The 16,301-nt window shown below is 71.7% G+C and carries 16 protein-coding genes; 8 read left to right on the top strand and 8 right to left on the bottom strand.

Features of this window, described 5'->3' with window-relative positions; all coding sequences use genetic code 11:
• Positions 1 to 501 precede the first annotated feature (501 nt).
• Positions 502 to 1,398, top strand: coding sequence for a heme o synthase (locus tag ACFYE1_RS11895; RefSeq protein WP_387742986.1), 897 nt, complete (start codon positions 502 to 504; stop codon positions 1,396 to 1,398).
• Positions 1,399 to 1,469: 71 nt separating this feature from the next.
• A complete protein-coding gene (locus ACFYE1_RS11890; RefSeq protein WP_387742984.1) occupies positions 1,470 to 2,387 on the top strand; it encodes a dihydrodipicolinate synthase family protein in 918 nt (305 codons plus the stop codon).
• 5 nt (positions 2,388 to 2,392) lie between these two features.
• Here ACFYE1_RS11890 and ACFYE1_RS11885 read toward each other — a convergent pair whose 3' ends face one another.
• The 3 genes from ACFYE1_RS11885 to ACFYE1_RS11875 all read right to left on the bottom strand — a co-directional run bounded on the left by ACFYE1_RS11885 (position 2,393) and on the right by ACFYE1_RS11875 (position 5,308).
• Positions 2,393 to 3,418 carry a COX15/CtaA family protein gene (locus tag ACFYE1_RS11885; RefSeq protein WP_387742982.1) on the bottom strand — a complete coding sequence of 342 codons (1,026 nt, stop codon included), beginning with the start codon at positions 3,416 to 3,418 and terminating at the stop codon, positions 2,393 to 2,395.
• Between the two features lie 151 nt (positions 3,419 to 3,569).
• Entirely contained in the window at positions 3,570 to 4,358 is a 789-nt protein-coding gene (locus tag ACFYE1_RS11880; RefSeq protein ID WP_387742980.1) for an ABC transporter permease, read from the bottom strand.
• A complete protein-coding gene (locus ACFYE1_RS11875; protein WP_387742978.1) occupies positions 4,355 to 5,308 on the bottom strand; it encodes an ABC transporter ATP-binding protein in 954 nt (317 codons plus the stop codon). The genes ACFYE1_RS11880 and ACFYE1_RS11875 overlap by 4 nt, the downstream gene beginning before the upstream one ends.
• A gap of 284 nt (positions 5,309 to 5,592) precedes the next feature.
• Here ACFYE1_RS11875 and ACFYE1_RS11870 point away from each other — a divergent pair, with 284 nt between their 5' ends.
• The 6 genes from ACFYE1_RS11870 (at position 5,593) to ACFYE1_RS11845 (ending at position 11,374) form a co-directional block, all read left to right on the top strand.
• Entirely contained in the window at positions 5,593 to 6,390 is a 798-nt protein-coding gene (locus ACFYE1_RS11870; protein WP_387742976.1) for a helix-turn-helix transcriptional regulator, read from the top strand.
• Positions 6,383 to 7,837 carry a Fe-S cluster assembly protein SufB gene (sufB, locus tag ACFYE1_RS11865; RefSeq protein WP_387742974.1) on the top strand — a complete coding sequence of 485 codons (1,455 nt, stop codon included), beginning with the start codon at positions 6,383 to 6,385 and terminating at the stop codon, positions 7,835 to 7,837. The genes ACFYE1_RS11870 and sufB overlap by 8 nt, the downstream gene beginning before the upstream one ends.
• A 166-nt stretch (positions 7,838 to 8,003) precedes the next feature.
• The gene (sufD, locus tag ACFYE1_RS11860; protein ID WP_387742992.1) at positions 8,004 to 9,203 is read left to right on the top strand and encodes a Fe-S cluster assembly protein SufD; all 1,200 of its coding nucleotides are present in this window, start codon (positions 8,004 to 8,006) and stop codon (positions 9,201 to 9,203) included.
• A 59-nt stretch (positions 9,204 to 9,262) separates the two neighbouring features.
• A complete protein-coding gene (sufC, locus tag ACFYE1_RS11855) occupies positions 9,263 to 10,024 on the top strand; it encodes a Fe-S cluster assembly ATPase SufC (RefSeq protein WP_387742972.1) in 762 nt (253 codons plus the stop codon).
• Between the two features lie 38 nt (positions 10,025 to 10,062).
• The gene (locus tag ACFYE1_RS11850; RefSeq protein ID WP_387742970.1) at positions 10,063 to 10,419 is read left to right on the top strand and encodes a metal-sulfur cluster assembly factor; all 357 of its coding nucleotides are present in this window, start codon (positions 10,063 to 10,065) and stop codon (positions 10,417 to 10,419) included.
• Positions 10,420 to 10,582: 163 nt separating this feature from the next.
• On the top strand, positions 10,583 to 11,374 hold the full coding sequence (locus ACFYE1_RS11845) for a ZIP family metal transporter (RefSeq protein WP_387742968.1): 792 nt from the start codon (positions 10,583 to 10,585) through the stop codon (positions 11,372 to 11,374).
• Between the two features lie 416 nt (positions 11,375 to 11,790).
• On the opposite strand, the gene ypfJ is transcribed toward ACFYE1_RS11845, so the two are convergent.
• Genes ypfJ through ACFYE1_RS11820 form a run of 5 tightly spaced genes read right to left on the bottom strand, consistent with a single transcriptional unit; the run spans position 11,791 to position 16,177 of the window.
• The gene (ypfJ, locus tag ACFYE1_RS11840) at positions 11,791 to 12,696 is read right to left on the bottom strand and encodes a KPN_02809 family neutral zinc metallopeptidase (protein WP_387742966.1); all 906 of its coding nucleotides are present in this window, start codon (positions 12,694 to 12,696) and stop codon (positions 11,791 to 11,793) included.
• A gap of 43 nt (positions 12,697 to 12,739) precedes the next feature.
• Positions 12,740 to 13,351, bottom strand: coding sequence for an energy-coupling factor transporter transmembrane component T family protein (locus ACFYE1_RS11835; RefSeq protein WP_387742964.1), 612 nt, complete (start codon positions 13,349 to 13,351; stop codon positions 12,740 to 12,742).
• Complete coding sequence (locus ACFYE1_RS11830; protein WP_387742962.1) at positions 13,348 to 14,085, bottom strand: energy-coupling factor ABC transporter ATP-binding protein; 738 nt, start codon at positions 14,083 to 14,085, stop codon at positions 13,348 to 13,350. Before ACFYE1_RS11830 ends, ACFYE1_RS11835 begins: the two co-directional genes overlap by 4 nt.
• 3 nt (positions 14,086 to 14,088) lie before the next feature.
• The gene (locus ACFYE1_RS11825; RefSeq protein ID WP_387742960.1) at positions 14,089 to 14,712 is read right to left on the bottom strand and encodes a biotin transporter BioY; all 624 of its coding nucleotides are present in this window, start codon (positions 14,710 to 14,712) and stop codon (positions 14,089 to 14,091) included.
• A 10-nt stretch (positions 14,713 to 14,722) separates the two neighbouring features.
• On the bottom strand, positions 14,723 to 16,177 hold the full coding sequence (locus tag ACFYE1_RS11820) for an AI-2E family transporter (protein ID WP_387742958.1): 1,455 nt from the start codon (positions 16,175 to 16,177) through the stop codon (positions 14,723 to 14,725).
• Between the last annotated feature and the right edge of the window lie 124 nt (positions 16,178 to 16,301).

The raw sequence follows: 16,301 nt of genomic DNA, 5'->3' as shown, positions 1-16,301 counted from the left end.
TTCTCCACCGCATCCGCGGCCAGCACCCGCACCGTGTCCACAGCACGCCGATCCACATCGGTCCAGGTCAACTTCTGATCGAGTTCGGTCGCCAAGATTCGGGCCCTTTCCCTTGGGGTCCGCTGCCGTGTGCAGCGGGTGCCGGTCGCCGACCGGCCGTTTGGGTCCAGCTTAGGTCACGCAGATTTCGGCCGTGTGACCGACGGCACCGGTCCGGGGGGACGGGACGTCTTTCCCGTCATGTCCGGAGCGGGGACGGGCGCCGCCACGCGCTATGCTGTATAGGACCTTCTTCCGCGCCCGCGACCACCGCGCCGACCGCTCCTGCGGTCCGGCGACGCACCGTCTCCGGGCCGTCCTCGCGCACGGAGCCGGGGGAACACCACCGCAACCGGGAGCAATGATTCTGTGAACTCACTCGAGACGTCGGGACCCGCAGGACGAGCCGTCCTCGGCACCGGGCACACGGGTGTTGCGGCGGTCCCGGTCCGCGAGGGACGGATGAGGGTTTCCCGGAAGCTGCGGGCCTACGTGGCGCTGATGAAGCCGCGGATCATCGAGCTGCTGCTCGTGGCCACCGTGCCGACCATGATCTTCGCCCAGCAGGGCATGCCGAACCTCTGGCTCATCCTCAGCACCCTCGTGGGCGGCACGCTCGCTGCGGGCGCGGCCGGTGCCTTCAACTGCTACATCGACCGGGACGAGGACCGGGTGATGAAGCGCACGGCCAAGCGCCCGCTCGTCACCGGGGAGGTCACCGACCGCGAGGCCCTCGTCTTCGCGTGGGTGCTCACGGTCGTGTCGGTCGTCTGGCTCACGCTCGGGGTCAACGTGCTCGCCGGCGCCCTGGGCGCAACGGCCATCTTCCTCTACGCCGTCTTCTACTCGATCGTGCTCAAGCGCCGCACCGCCCAGAACATCGTCTGGGGCGGGGTCGCCGGGTGCATGCCGGTGCTGATCGGATGGGCCGCGGTGACCGGCGGCCTCGACTGGCCCGCGCTCGTGCTGTTCCTCTTCATCTTCCTGTGGACCCCGCCGCACTACTGGCCGCTGTCCATGAAGTACGCCGACGACTACTCCCGGGCCGGGGTCCCCATGCTGGGCGCCGTGGCCGGGGCCCGCACCGTGGGCAGCCAGGTGGTCCTCTACGCGTGGGCCACGGTGGTGTGCTCGCTGCTCCTCGTCCCCGTCGGCGGGGCCGGCTGGGTCTACGCGGTGACCGCGCTGGCAGCGGGCGCCTGGTTCGTGGGCCACAGCCACAAGCTGCACGCCCTCGCGGTGGCCGGCCGGCCCACGGACAAGCAGGCGATGCACGTCTTCCACGGCTCCATCGCCTACATCACCTTCGTGTTCCTCGCCCTCGCAGTGGACCCGTTCGTGGGCGGTCCCGTCCTCTGAGCCCACCGGGGCGGTTGGCCCCGGTGGTGCTCGCGTCCGGCCGGGCGATCCGCCGGACCTAGGATGGTCGCATGCTCAGCATGACCTTCACCGGGCTCGTCGCCTACCCGATCACTCCGTTCCAGCAGGGTGGCCGCCTGGACCTGGCGTCCTTCGAGCGCTATGTCGGCCGGCTGTCCCGCTCGGGGGTCGACGCCCTGGTGGTGCTGGGCAGCTCGGGGAGCTTCGCGTACCTCTCCGGGGAGGAGCGGGCCGACGTCGTGGGAGTCGCCGTGGAGGCCGCCCACGGCTCCGGGGTGCCGGTGGGGGCGGGGATCTCCGCGATGACCACCCGCGAGGTGCTGGAGATGGCCTACGCCGCCGAGAACGGCGGGGCGGACGGGCTCGTGCTCAACCCGCTGTCCTACATCCCGCTCGTCTCCCAGGAGATCGCGGACCAGGTGGAGACGGTCGCGGCGGCCGTGTCCCTGCCGCTGTGCATCTACAACAACCCGACGACCACGGGCTTCACGTACCCGGTGGAGCTCGCCGCCGAACTGTCCTGGCTGGAGAACGTCAGCGCGTTCAAGGACACCGCTGACTCCCCGGCGGACCTCGCCGCACGGCGGAGCCTGTTCGCCGAGCTCGCGGAGCCGGGCACGGCCCACGGGGTGAGCGGGGAGCGGCTGCTCCACGAGGCCACGCCGGACGCCGCGGCCTGGCACTCCGGCATCGCCGCGGTGCTCCCGCGCCAGTACGCCGCCTTCCGCGCCGCGGTGGTGGCGGGCGACGACTGCGTGGTGCGCACGTGGCAGTCCGCACTGACCCCGCTGATGGAGATCCTGCGCCAGGAGCGCCCCCTGAGCTCCCTGTACGCCCTCGCCGAGGTGTGCGGCGTCAGCACGGCCCCGCCGCGGCGGCCGCTGCTGCCGATCCCCTCGGCCAGCCGGCAGCGCCTGGCGCAGGCCGTCGAGGAGCTGCTCGACGAGGCGCCCGACGAGCGAGCCTGAGGACCTCAGCCGCGGACCGGGGCCTCGTCCGACGGCACCCGGTGGGTGCTCCGGAGCACCGGGTCCGGGGTGCGCGTGACCGCGAAGCCCTTCTCCACGGTGCGGGCGGTGGCCCAGATCAGCAGCGCGGAGCCCACCAGGTGCAGGGCGACGGCGACGATCGGCACGCCGTTGAAGTACTGGTAGTAGCCGATGAGCGCCTGCAGGACCAGCACGGCCAGCATGACGTTGAGGCTCGAGGCCAGCGGGACGGGCCACCGGTGCCGGCGCGCGAGCACCAGGCCGAGGACCACGGCCACGACGATCAGGTACACCGGCACCGCGTGCGCGCGGGTGATGAGGTAGGCGTCGAAGGCGTGCCGGGCGGTGGAGTCGTCCCCGGCGTGCGGACCGGTGCCCGTGACCAGGGTGCCCAGGTACAGGATCAGCGCGGTGAGCACCGCCAGGCTCACCATGAGCCTGCGCACGGTCCGGCGCTGCCCGTAGGCCTGACCGGGACGCTCTGCGTCCCGCACGGCGGGCAGGGAGCGCCGCCGGGTGCGGTTGACCAGCACGGTGGCCAGGGCGATCATCACCCCCGAGATGAGGTAGTGGATCCCCACGATCCAGGGGTTGAGCCCGGTGAGCACGGTGATCCCGCCGACCACGGCCTGCAGCGGGATGCCGAGACCCAGCAGCAGGGCGATCCGGAAGAGGTCGCGGTGCTCGTGGCGCAGCCGGAGCACTGCCAGGAACGTCAGCACCGCCACGGCGGCCAGCAGGAACGTCAGCAGCCGGTTGCCGAACTCGATGAGCCCGTGCATGCCCATCTCGGGGGTGTTGGTCCAGGACTCGTCCGTGCACCGCGGCCAGGTGGGGCAGCCCAGGCCCGAGCCGGTCAGCCGGACGAGCCCGCCGGTGAGGATGAGCACGGAGTTCGCGAGCAGCGACGCGACGGCGAGCCACCGGACCCACCGGGTGATCCGGGTCGGCAGCAGGACGCTGCCGTTCTCGCGGACGTCGACGTCGCTGGGGTCGCTGGCGCGGTTCATGGGTTCACTTCCGGACGGGATCGGTGCGGTGGGGTCTCCGCGCCCAGTTTATCCGGCTCCGCGGCCCCCGGTTCCCGCGGCCCCCGGTTCCCGCGGCCCCCGGTTCCCGCGGCCCAAAGCGGACCTGCAACCCCGGACCGGCACCGGCGGCTCAGCTCCAGCGGAACCAGCGCACGGCTCCGGCCCAGGCGGCCGCGGCCCAGACGGCGAGCACCAGCACCGGCAGGAGCGAGGGCGCCCCTGTGAGGAACGTCTGGCGCAGGGCGGTGCCCAGCGCGCCGGAGGGCAGCACCTCCACCACCCAGGTGAGCCTCGCCGGCAGCGGGGTGGAGGGGAACAGGGTGCCGCCGACGGCGGCGAGCAGCACCCACACGAGGTTGGTCACGGCGAGGGTCGCCTCGGCGCGCACCGTCCCGGCGAGCAGCAGTCCCAGCCCGGTGAACGCCGCGGCCCCGAGCAGCAGCACCGGCACGGAGACGAGCACCGCGGCCGCGTCCGGGCGCCATCCGAGGGCCGCGCCGAGCGCGGCCACCAGCACGTACTGCACCACGAGCACCGCGACGATCGCGAGCAGCTTGCCGGCGATCAGCCCGCCCCGGCCCAGGGGAGTGGTGGAGAGGAAGCGCAGCACCCCGTAGCGGCGGTCGAAGCCGGTCTGGATGCCCTGCCCCGAGAAGGCGTTGGAGAGCACGCACAGCGCCAGCACGCCCGGCACGGCGACGTCCACGCGGGAGGCGCCCGCCGGGACGGCGGCGTCCAGCAGGTCGGTGAGGGTCAGGGCCACGAGGGCCATGAGCGGCAGGATCACCAGCAGCAGCAGCTGCTCCCCGTTGCGCAGCATGGTCAGCGCCTCGTAGCGCGCCTGCGCGGCGACCCGGCGGGCCAGGGGGGCGGGGTCCGAGCGCGGAGGCACGGCGCGGGGCTGGGCGGGTGCGGTCATCGGATCTCCCGTCCGGAGATGTCGAGGAAGACGTCCTCGAGGGTGCGCGGCTGGAGGGACAGGGACTCGGGCATCGTGCCGGTCGCGGTGAACCACCGGGTCACGGCCTCGAGCATCGGGGGTGTGAGGGCGCCGGTGAGCGTCACGGTGCGGTCGGCGCGGTTGGTGCGGACGTCCTCGAACCCCGGGCCCTCCCACGGGAACGGCCCCGCGCGCAGCTGCTCGGGGGCCAGCGTCAGCACGAGCACGGCGGGCGCGTCGGCGCCCGGCGCCACCAGCTCCGCCACGGATCCCTGGGCCATGACCCTGCCGTGGTCCACGATGTAGACCTGATCGGCGAGGCGCTGGGCGTCGTCGAGCAGGTGCGTGGTGAGGATGATGCACACGCCCTCGCGGCGCAGCTGCTGGACGAGGTCGAAGACGATGTTGCGGGACTGCGGGTCCATCCCGGCCGAGGGCTCGTCGAGGAAGAGCACCTCCGGGCTGCCGGCCAGGGCCGCCGCCAGGGCCACGCGCTGGCGCTGACCGCCGGAGAGCCGGCGGACCACGGTGCGGTCGAAGCTGCTGATGCCCAGCCGCTCCACGAGCTCGTCCATGTCCCGGGGGCTGCGGTAGAGGGACGCCACGTGCCGGAGCAGCTCCAGCGGGCGCACGGCCTGGGGGAGTCCGCCGTCCTGGAGCATCACGCCCACGCGGGCGCGCAGGGTGGGACTGGCCCCCCACGGGTCCTGGCCCAGCAGGCGGACCGTGCCCGCCGAGGGCCGCTGCAGGCCCTGGGCGCACTCCAGGGTGGTCGTCTTGCCCGCACCGTTGGGCCCCAGCAGCGCCGTGATCTCGCCGTGCCGCGCGGTGAGGGACAGCCCGTTGACGGCGTGCACCACGTCGGCGCGCGTGGCGCCCGGTCCGGACGGACGCCGCGAGCGGCGCCGGCGGACGGGGAACTCCTTCACGAGGCGCTCGATCGAGAGTGCGGGCGAGGACGCGGGGGGACTCTGGGCGGGCACCGGACCAGTGTAGTGCGGCGCGCCCGCGGACCGGCCCCCTTGGCCGCACCGACTCCGGGGGTTATTATGAGTAGGTCGTGATTCGAGGAGAACGGCCGGGTAAGGATCGACTTACTGGTCAGCCTGGAATGAATTACGACATACTCCGGTTGTGTATTAGAAGCGCCCTTGCGGGTCGCGCGCTGCACCACGAGTACCTCCACCCCGACCAGGAAGCGAGCGGTTCATCCATGACTCAGACCACGGACGCCCGGAGCAGGTCCCGCTCCGGCCCGCGGGCGGAGCAGGAGGAGAACACCCGATCGCGCGTGCTGGGCGCCGTCCTCGAGCACGGCCCCGTCTCCGCCGCCGACCTCGGCGAGATGCTCGAGCTGACTCCGGCCGCCGTGCGCCGCCACCTGGACGCCCTCGAGGAGCAGCACTTCATCGAGGTGACCATGGTCCGCCGTCGCAGGGGAGGCGCCGGCCGTCCTGCGCGGCGCTACGTCGTCGCCCCCGAGGGTCACGCCAAACTTGGCGACGACTACCTCGAGATCGCGACCGACGCGCTTGAGTCCATCCGGCGCATCGCCGGCCCGGACGCCGTGCAGGCCTTCATCCAGGAGCGCGTGGACCGCCTCGAGGCGTCCTACCGCCCCGAGGTCGAGGCCGCCGGCGACGACGTCGCCGACCGCCTGCCCGTCCTGGTGCGGCTGCTCAGCCGCGACGGGTTCGCCGCCTCCACCAACGAGGTGGCCGTCGGCCGCGGGGAGGCCCGCACCATCGTCTCGGCGCAGCTGTGCCAAGGTCACTGCCCCGTGCGCGAGCTGGCCGCCCGCTATCCGCAGTTCTGCGAGCTGGAGACCGAGCTTATCGCCCGCCTGCTCGGCACCGACGTCCGCCGGCTCTCCACCCAGGCCGCCGGCGCGCACGTGTGCACCACGCACGTGCCCCTCGCGCGGCCGGGACCCGCCGCAGCACCGACTTCCGTGAACCGCACCGCGGACCACGTCTCAGACCAGACAACAGAGGAAGGCCGTCATGACTGACCAGATCGCCAGCGGCAACGACACTGTCATCGCCGACATCCTGGAGAAGAACCCCGAGCTCGAGGGGATCGGCACCTACGAGTACGGCTGGGCCGACTCCGACGTGGCCGGCGCCTCCGCGCGCCGCGGTGTCGACGAGGACGTCGTCCGGGACATCTCCGCGAAGAAGAGCGAACCGCAGTGGATGACCGACCTGCGGCTGAAGGGCCTGAAGTTCTTCGACCGCAAGCCCATGCCCACGTGGGGCGCGGACCTGTCCGGGATCGACTTCGACAACATCAAGTACTTCGTGCGCTCCACCGAGAAGCAGGCCGCCACCTGGGAGGACCTGCCCGAGGACATCCGCAACACCTACGAGAAGCTCGGCATCCCCGAGGCTGAGCGCGGCCGGCTCGTCTCCGGCGTCGCGGCCCAGTACGAGTCCGAGGTCGTCTACCACCAGATCCGCGAGGACCTGGAGGAGCAGGGCGTCATCTTCCTCGACACCGACACGGCGCTCAAGGAGCACCCCGAGATCTTCGCGGAGTACTTCGGCACCGTCATCCCCGTCGGCGACAACAAATTCGCGTCCCTGAACACGGCCGTGTGGTCCGGCGGCTCCTTCGTCTACGTCCCCAAGGGCGTGCACGTCGAGATCCCGCTGCAGGCCTACTTCCGCATCAACACGGAGAACATGGGCCAGTTCGAGCGGACGCTGATCATCGCGGACGAGGACTCCTACGTCCACTACATCGAGGGCTGCACCGCGCCGATCTACAAGACCGACTCGCTGCACTCCGCGGTCGTGGAGATCATCGTCAAGAAGAACGCCCGCGTGCGCTACACGACCATCCAGAACTGGTCGAACAACGTGTACAACCTCGTGACCAAGCGCGCGATCGCCCACGAGGGCGCCACCATGGAGTGGATCGACGGCAACATCGGCTCGAAGGTCACCCAGAAGTACCCGGCGGTCTACATGACGGGCGAGCACGCCCGCGGTGAGACCCTCTCGATCGCGTTCGCCGGCGAGGGGCAGCACCAGGACACCGGGTCCAAGATGGTGCACATCGCCCCGAACACGTCGTCGTCGATCGTCTCGAAGTCCGTGGCCCGCAACGGCGGCCGCGCCGCCTACCGCGGCCTCGTGCAGGTCCGCGAGGGCGCCCACGGCTCGAAGTCCAACGTGGTCTGCGACGCCCTGCTCGTGGACACGATCTCCCGCTCCGACACGTACCCGTACGTCGACATCCGCGAGGACGACGTCACCATGGGCCACGAGGCGACCGTCTCGCGCGTCTCCGAGGAGCAGCTGTTCTACCTCATGCAGCGCGGGATGGCCGAGGACGAGGCCATGGCGATGATCGTGCGCGGGTTCGTGGAGCCGATCGCCCGCGAACTGCCCATGGAGTACGCGCTCGAACTCAACCGCCTCATCGAACTGCAGATGGAAGGATCCGTTGGCTGACATGTCCAAGCTGAACGAAACGATTCGCAACGCCACGGAGGCCGCTGCCTCCGCGGCCACCGCGGTGGCCGACAAGGCCGTCGTCGCGGCCAAGGACGCCTACGACAACCTCGGTGAGAAGGTCGACGGTGTCCGCACCGGGGACGGGCGCGTCGCCATTCCGGGCATGGACCAGGAGGGGGAGCGGCTGGCCCGCGACAAGGTCGAGAACGACACGCTGGTGCGGCACACGTCCCACGGCGACATCTCCGGCGTGCCCGACTCCTCCCGCGCCGGGCGGCGCACGTCCTACGACGTCGCCGACTTCCCGAAGCTCACGGGCCGGGAGGAGGACTTCCGGTTCACCCCGCTCAAGCGCCTCAAGGGCCTGCACGCCGACGCGCTCACCGGGCCGGCGCCCGCGGTGACCGTCGACTCGGACGCTGTGCGCGTCGAGATCGTGGGCCGTGACGACGCCCGCATCGGGAGCGCCGGCATCCCCGAGGACCGGGTCTCCGCCAACGCGTGGAGCAGCGTCACCGAAGCCACCGTGCTGACCGTGCCGCAGGAGGCCGAGGTGACCAACCCGGTCGTCGTCGACATCCACGGCACCGACGCGACCCCGGCCGCCCAGCACCTCGTGATCGACGCCCAGCCCTTTTCGAAGGCCCTCGTGGTCCTGCGCCACCACGGCAGCGCCGTGCTCTCGCAGAACGTCGAGTTCCGGGTCGCCGACTCCGCGAACCTGACCGTGGTGACCCTCCAGGAGTGGGACGACGACGCCGTGCACGCCTCCTCCCAGCAGGCGCGCCTCGGCAAGGCGGCCACTTTCAAGCACGTGCTCGTCTCCCTCGGCGGGGACCTCGTGCGCGTCACCCCGTCCACCCGTTTCGACGCTCCGGGCGGCTCCGTGGAGTTGTACGGGCTGACCTTCGTGGACGCCGGCCAGCACCTGGAGTCCCGGCTGTTCGTGGACCACTCCCAGCCGAAGTGCACGTCGCGGGTGACCTACAAGTCCGCGCTGCAGGGCGAGAACGCACACGGCGTGTGGATCGGCGACGTCCTGATCCGCGCCGTCGCGGAGGGCACCGACACCTACGAGCTCAACCGGAACCTCATCCTCAACGACGGCCCGCGGATGGACTCCGTGCCGAACCTGGAGATCGAGACCGGCCTCATCGCCGGTGCCGGCCACGCCTCCACCACGGGCCAGCTGGACGACGAGCACCTGTACTACCTCATGTCCCGGGGCATCCCCGAGGACGAGGCGCGCCGGCTCGTGGTCCGCGGGTTCCTCTTCGAGATCATCCAGCAGATCGGTGTCCCGGACATCGAGGAGCGGCTGCGCGGGGCCGTCCAGGACGAGCTCGCCTCCGCGGACCACTGAGCCTCGTCCCGCACGCACTTTTTCCACCACAGACTTTTTCGACCACAGGAGAACCATCCATGGCAACTCTCGAGATCAAGGACCTGCACGCGTCCGTCGTGCTCGACGACGAGACCACCAAGCCGATCCTCAAGGGCGTGAACCTGACCATCACGTCCGGTGAGGTCCACGCGATCATGGGCCCCAACGGCTCCGGCAAGTCCACGCTGGCCTCCACCATCGCCGGCCACCCCAAGTACGTCGTCGACTCCGGCGAGGTCCTCCTGGACGGCGAGAACGTCCTGGAGATGTCCGTGGACGAGCGCGCCCGCGCCGGGCTCTTCCTGGCCATGCAGTACCCGGTGGAGATCCCCGGCGTGACGACCTCCAACTTCCTGCGCACCGCGAAGACCGCGATCGACGGCGAGGCCCCCTCGCTGCGCACGTGGACCAAGGACGTCAAGGCCGCCATGGAACAGCTGAAGATCAGCCCCGACATGATCCAGCGCAACGTCAACGAAGGCTTCTCCGGCGGCGAGAAGAAGCGCCACGAGATCCTCCAGATGGAGCTGCTCAAGCCGAAGATCGCCCTGCTGGACGAGACCGACTCCGGCCTCGACGTGGACGCCCTCAAGGTCGTCTCCGAGGGCGTCAACCGCGCCCTCGAGACCAACGACATGGGCGTCATGCTCATCACCCACTACACGCGCATCCTGCGCTACATCAAGCCGCAGTTCGTGCACGTGTTCCACGACGGCCGCGTGGTCGACGAGGGTGGGCCCGAACTCGCCGAGCGGCTCGAGAACGAGGGCTACGACCGCTACCTGGCCCCGGCCAAGTAAGCGGATCCGACCCCACCAGCCCCGAAAGGAGGCCAGCGATGGCCGACACCCCCGCTGAGACCACTGCCGATCCCGTGACCGCGGGCCGGCCCTCCACCGAGGAGGTCGAGGAGGCGCTCAAGAACGTCATCGACCCCGAACTCGGCGTCAACATCGTGGACCTGGGCCTGCTCTACGGCTCCAAGTGGGCGGAGGACGGCGCCCTGATCCTCGACATGACCCTGACCACGGCCGCGTGCCCGCTGCAGGACGTCATCGAGGAGCAGTGCGCGCAGAACCTCGACCCCATGGTGGACGAGTGGCGCGTCAACTGGGTCTGGATGCCGCCGTGGGGCCCCGACCGGATCACCGAGGACGGCCGCGACCAGATGCGGGCCCTGGGCTTCAACATCTGATTGTCCCCTCCAGCACGACCGCGGCGGCCCGCCCACCTCGAGCAGAGGTGGGCGGGCCGTCGTCGTCGTGCGGGGCCGGCACCTGTTCCGGTGCCGCGGCGCCTCCATAAGTAACCTTGCGAATTGTGGGTGCGAAGTCTCGGCCCGCTCCTACACTGCCCTCATGGGCCAGACCTTGCTCTTCGGGATCGTCGCCTCGAGCGCCCTCGTCATCGGCGCCCTCGTCGGAGTGCGCTTCGACCTTCCCAAGCGCGCGCTCGCCATCCTGCTGTCCTTCGCCGCAGGGGCTCTCATCACCGCGCTGGCCTTCGAGCTGTTCGAGGACGCCTACGAGCGCGGGGGCCTGCCACTGGCCGTGATCGGGCTGTTCGCCGGGGCTGTGGTCTTCACGGCCCTGAGCGCCCTCCTGGACCGCTGGGCGCAGCCGGGCCCCCGTGCCGAGGACGCCGAGAAGCAGCAGGGCAGCGCCAAGCTGGACACCGACGCCGCCGCGGACGAGAAGGCGCCGACGACCGCCTCCACCGGCGGTGCCGCCGGTCTCGCCCTGCTGGCCGCCGTCACCCTCGACGGCGTTCCCGAGAACGTGGCGCTCGGTGTCTCGCTCACGGAGGGCACCGGCGGGCTGGCGCTGCTCGCGGCGATCTTCGTGTCCAACCTGCCCGAGTCCCTGGTCGGGGCAGCCTCGATGCGCGAGCAGGGCATGTCGAAGGGCAAAGCGGTCCTGCTCTGGACAGTCTGTGGCGTGCTCCTGGTGGTGGCCGTGCTGGTCGGTGCCGGGCCTCTGGCCGGCAGCGACCCCGAGACGATCTCGCTGCCGCTGGCCTTCGCCGCCGGCGCGGTGATCGCGTCCCTGGCCGACACCCTGATGCCGGAGGCCTACGAGAACGGCGGCCCGGCGGTGGCCCTGAGCACCACGGCGGGCTTCGCCCTCTCGTTCGCTCTGTCCCTGGCCTGACTGTTCTCGCCGTTCGATTCGCCGTGTGGGCTTGCTCCCGGTTCACCGACGTGGAAGGACTGGGCGAGTCGGTGCCGGAGCGGCCGGAGAGCCCGGTGGTGACCTGGACCCGGGTGTCGCAGCAGCAGCTGCGCGGCGACGCCCGCAACTCCGGCTACGGGACATCGAGCGAGCTCATCGCGGCCACGGGACTGTTCGACACCCAGCGTCGCAGCCCCACGGTCCACGTCCGGGACGACCGGCGCACGTGGGTGCAGTGGGGGGTGCACCCAGGCCGCCAACCCGGCGTGTGTGTCCTGCCCGCCCTTGGGACAACGCCGAGTCCCCACGGTGCTCGCAATTCCCCATGCCGAATCTGGGGGACTTGCGCGCATGGTGGGGACTCGGCGCGACCGCGCGACCGCGCGAGGGGCGGGTCAGAGGGCCGGTGGGGCGTTCAGGTCGCGCGCGCTGAAGGTGTCGCACGCGGTGATGTCGCCGGTCCGGTAGCCGGCGTAGAACCACAGCTGCCGCTGGGCGGAGGCGCCGTGGGTGAAGTTCTCGGGGCTGACCCGGCCCTGGGTGGTCTCCTGGATACGGTCGTCGCCGATGGCCGAGGCGGCGTCGAGGGCCTGGTCGAGCTCCGCCTGGGAGATGTCCCCCAGGTCCACGGCCCCGGAGGTGTCCCCGGCGGCGCCGCCGGCCCACAGCCCGGCCAGGCAGTCGGCCTGCAGCTCGACGCGCACGGCACCGGACTCCGGGCCCTGCGGGTCCTGCTGGGCGTAGCCGAGGGTGCCGATCTGGTGCTGGATGTGGTGGCCGAACTCGTGGGCGAGCACGTACTCCTCGGCCAGCGGGCCGCCCTCGGCGCCGAACTGGGTCTGCAGCTCGTCGAAGAACGCGATGTCGAGGTAGGCCGTCTCGTCGGCAGGGCAGTAGAACGGGCCCACGGCCGACGACGCCGCGCCGCACCCGGTGTCGATCTGTCTTTCGAACAGCTCCACCCCGGGCATCACGTATCGCTCGCCCGTGGTCCGCGGCAGGTAGTCCTCCCAGAACTGGTCGAGACTCTGGGCCGTGGCGATCATCCGGCAGTCGGTGTACCGGTTCGCGTCCTCGCCCGTCCGGCACCGCTCCGCCCGCTCCTGCTCCACCGAGGTCCGGGACCCGGTGTCCTGGTCGCCGCCGGTGATCGCGTCGATGCCGTCCTGGCCGAAGAGCAGCCCCACGACGAGCAGCAGCAGCCCGCCGCCCAGTCCGCCGCCGACGGCGACCCCGCGTCCCCGCCCGCCGCCACTGCCCACGCGGGAGGCGTCCAGCTGGGAGCTGTTGTCGAAACTCATGGCTGAAGTGTAAGCCGTCTGATGGTCGCGCAGAGCAGAGCGTTCAGTCGAAGCCGCGGGCGGCGAGGGCCTGCCCCGTCCGCTCGGCGTAGGCCACCGTGGAGATCACCGCCGGGGTGACCAGCCGCACCGGATCGGGGCGCAGGCCACGTGCGCGCATGGCGTCCCGGAGCTCGCCCACGGCGCCCACGATGTAGGGGATCGAGCGGATCATCAACGAGATCGCCAGGCCGATGCGCTCGGGGTCCGCCCCGATCAGCCGCACCGGGGAGCACAGCCACACCACGCCGTCGAGCAGCTCCGGCAGGGGGGTGGTGTGCATCAGGACCCGGGTGACCACGAGGAAGACGAGGATGGTCAGCACCACGTCCGCTGCCTGCGCCGGCCCGGAGGTCAGCACGTGGTAGACGGCCAGCAGGACCAGCACGGGCAGCGCGGGTGCGAGTCCCCGCCACCACTCCCGGCCGCCGATGCCTGCGGCGGAGCCCGCGACCGCCAGGAGCAGGACCAGCGTGGCCGGCACCGGCCACGAAGGGGAGAGCACCACGGCCAGAGTCACGGCGACCATGCCGAGCCCCTTCGCCCGGAGCGGGGCGCGGTGCAGGAGGCCGGTGCCGGGGGAGTAGCTGCCGAACAGGTCCGGACCCCGGCTCACGGGCGGGCCTCCTGCGGGAAGCCGTGCGTGCACCACCGCTCGTAGGCGGGGACGACCTCCTCCGGAGGACCGTCCGCGACGAGGACCCCCTCGTGCAGGACCAGGACGCGGGGCGCGGTCGCGGCCAGGCCGAGGTCGTGCGTGGAGATCAACAGCTGGTGCGGGAGCCCGTCGAGCAGCCGGACGAGCCGCCCCCGGTTGCGCAGGTCGAGCAGGGTCGTGGGCTCGTCGAGGACCAGCACCTGGGGCTCCACGGCCAGCACCGCCGCGAACGCCGCCAGCTGGCGTTCCCCGCCGGAGAGGTCGTAGATGCTGTGCTCGGCCCGGTGGCCGATGCCCACGCGCTCGAGCAGGTCGAGCGCGGCGCGCCGCCGTCGGACCCGGGGCACGCCGGCCCCGCGCAGGGACAGCTCGACGTCCTCGACGGGGGTCGGCATCACCAGCTGGGAGAGGGGGTCGGTGAACACGAAGCCCACCCGCTTCCGTGCCGCGCGCACGTCCCGGGCCACGTCCGTGCCGTGCACGGTGACCGTGCCCGACGACGGGCGGACGAGGCCGTTGAACAGCCGCAGCAGCGTGGACTTGCCGGAGCCGTTGAGCCCGATCACGGCCACCCGCTGCTCGCTCAGGGACACGTCCAGGTCCCGGAGCAGGGTCAGCTCACCCGAGACGGTCGGCGCCGTGACGGTGACGCGGGAGCACACGAGGGCGGCGGCCCCGGAGTTTCCGGGCACGGGTCAGCGCGTGCCCGCGATCCGGGGGAACGCCTTGTGCACGCCCACGGCGATGACCGCGGCGAGCACCACCTTGATCAGGTCGCCGGGCCAGAAGACGAGGTCGGCGAGGAACGCGTCCTGGAAGGGCAGGCGCGCGTTGGCCACCAGGCCGAGGATGCCGCCGATCCGGATCACCACGAACCCCGCCAGGGCCGCGGCCACCAGCCGCAGCGTGTAGGTGCCGGTGCGCTCGTAGCGGGCGTTCGTGGCGCCGCCGTCGTTGGCCCGGCGCGCCGGGATCAGCCACTGGGCCACGTAGCCGGCCGCGGCCGCGGCGAACGGGAAGGCCAGGATGTAGCCCGCCGAGGGCCCGGCGAGCACGCCGAGCCCGCCGCGGAAGCCGGCGAAGACCGGGACGCCGATCAGGCCGACCAGGACGTACAGCGCCACCGCCAGCAGGCCACGGGTGCCGCCCAGGACCAGGCCGGTCAGGAACACGGCGAGGGTCTGCAGGGTGAGGGGCACCCCCGCCGCACCCAGCGGGATCCCGGGGAGCACGGACAGGGCGGCGGTGAGGGCCGCGAACACGGCGATGTTGGCGAGGTCCTCGGCGGTGATGGCGCGGCGGCGTTCGACGTTGGTCATGGCTCCCAGACTAGGGCTTGCGGGCCCCGGCGGCGGAACCGGTGGCGTCGTCCTCCGCGGTCCGGGCGCTGCCGTCGGGGTCGTCGTCCTGCCGGACGGCGTCGCGCTCCGTGGCCCCGAAGCGGCCGCCCAGGGCCTGCTGGTAGCGCATCCGCTGGTACTTCCAGCGCTCGGCCATCGTGGCCTTGGCCTCGACGCGGTCCTTCTGGTTCACCGGGTCCGGCCCCAGCACGGGGTCGTCGCCGACCTGGTAGCGGCTGGACCAGACCTGGATCACGGCCCACGCGACGGCGGTGTAGGGCACCGCCAGGATGGCGCCGAAGATGCCGCCGACCAGGGTGCCGACGGTCAGGGCGAGCAGCACCATGAGCGCGTGCAGGCTGAGGGTCCGGCCCATGATGATCGGCTGCAGGATGTTGCCCTCGATCTGGTTGACCACGACGATCACGACGACCACGGCCAGGGCAGTGCCCGGCCCGTTGGTGACCAGCGCGACCAGGGCGGCGATGATGCCCGCGATCGTGGCCCCGACCACGGGGATGAAGGCCGTGACGAACACGAGCACGGCGAGCGGGAGCGCCAGGGGGACACCCAGGAAGAGCAGCGCCGCCCCGATGAGGACGGCGTCCACCGCCGCCACGAACGCCGTGCCCCGGACGTAGCCGCCGAGCACCTGGGCGCTGCGGTCCACGGACTCGGCGAGCTTGGCCCGGCGCTCACCGCGGAACCAGCGCAGCGTGAAGTTCCACATCTTCTCGCCGTCCTTGAGGCAGAAGAAGAGCACCACGATCATCAGGACGACCCCGGTCACGAACTCCGTGGCCGCGCCCAGGCCGCTGATGGCCCCGCCCGCGAAGGAACCGCTGGTCACGAAGTCACCGGCCTGCTGGACGGCCGAGTCGATCGCGGCCGTGTCGACGGGGAGCGGCCCGGACTGCACGAGGCGCTGCAGCTCGTTCCAGCCCTCCTGCGCCGAGGCCGTGAGGGTGTCCCACTCACTGCGGACCGCGAACACGATGCCGGTGAGGATGCCGCCCACCAGGGCCAATATCCCGAGGAACGCCGCCAGGGTCGCCAGCAGATTGGACCACCCCTTGTGCTCCAGCCACTTGACCAGCGGGCCCACGGCCGAGGCGAGGATGAGTGCGACGAGCACGGCGATCAGCACGACCTTGACCTGCAGCAGGATCCAGAGCAGGCCGACGACCACGGCGGCGACGAGCAGCGTCTGGGCGGCGCGCGAACCGGCACGGCCGAGCGAGTCCGCCCACGGACCGACCGCCGGGGCCAGGGCCTGGGTGGCCTCCTCGAAGCCGGCGGGCTCGACTCCGGGGCCCATGGCGGGGACCGCGCTGGTGCCGGGGTCGGCCTGGCCGCCGAGCACGTTCTCGGCGTGCAGCGGGGCGGTCGACGAGCCCCCGCCGGGGCGGCGAGGCGGTTGATCCGGTCGGGACGACGTGGCCATGCGGAACTCCTCGGGGAGGGCTGCGGTCGGGGGTGCGGTCGTGCGACGACGACTGCGCTCGCCTCAACCCTAAGGCGGCTGACGGAAGGGTGTCCACCGGCCGGTACCGCGCCGGAGCCGCATC

Source organism: Kocuria nitroreducens (genome assembly GCF_042879195.1).
GTDB classification, from domain to species: Bacteria; Actinomycetota; Actinomycetes; order Actinomycetales; family Micrococcaceae; genus Kocuria; species Kocuria nitroreducens.
This window is presented reverse-complemented; position numbering and strand designations above follow the sequence as displayed.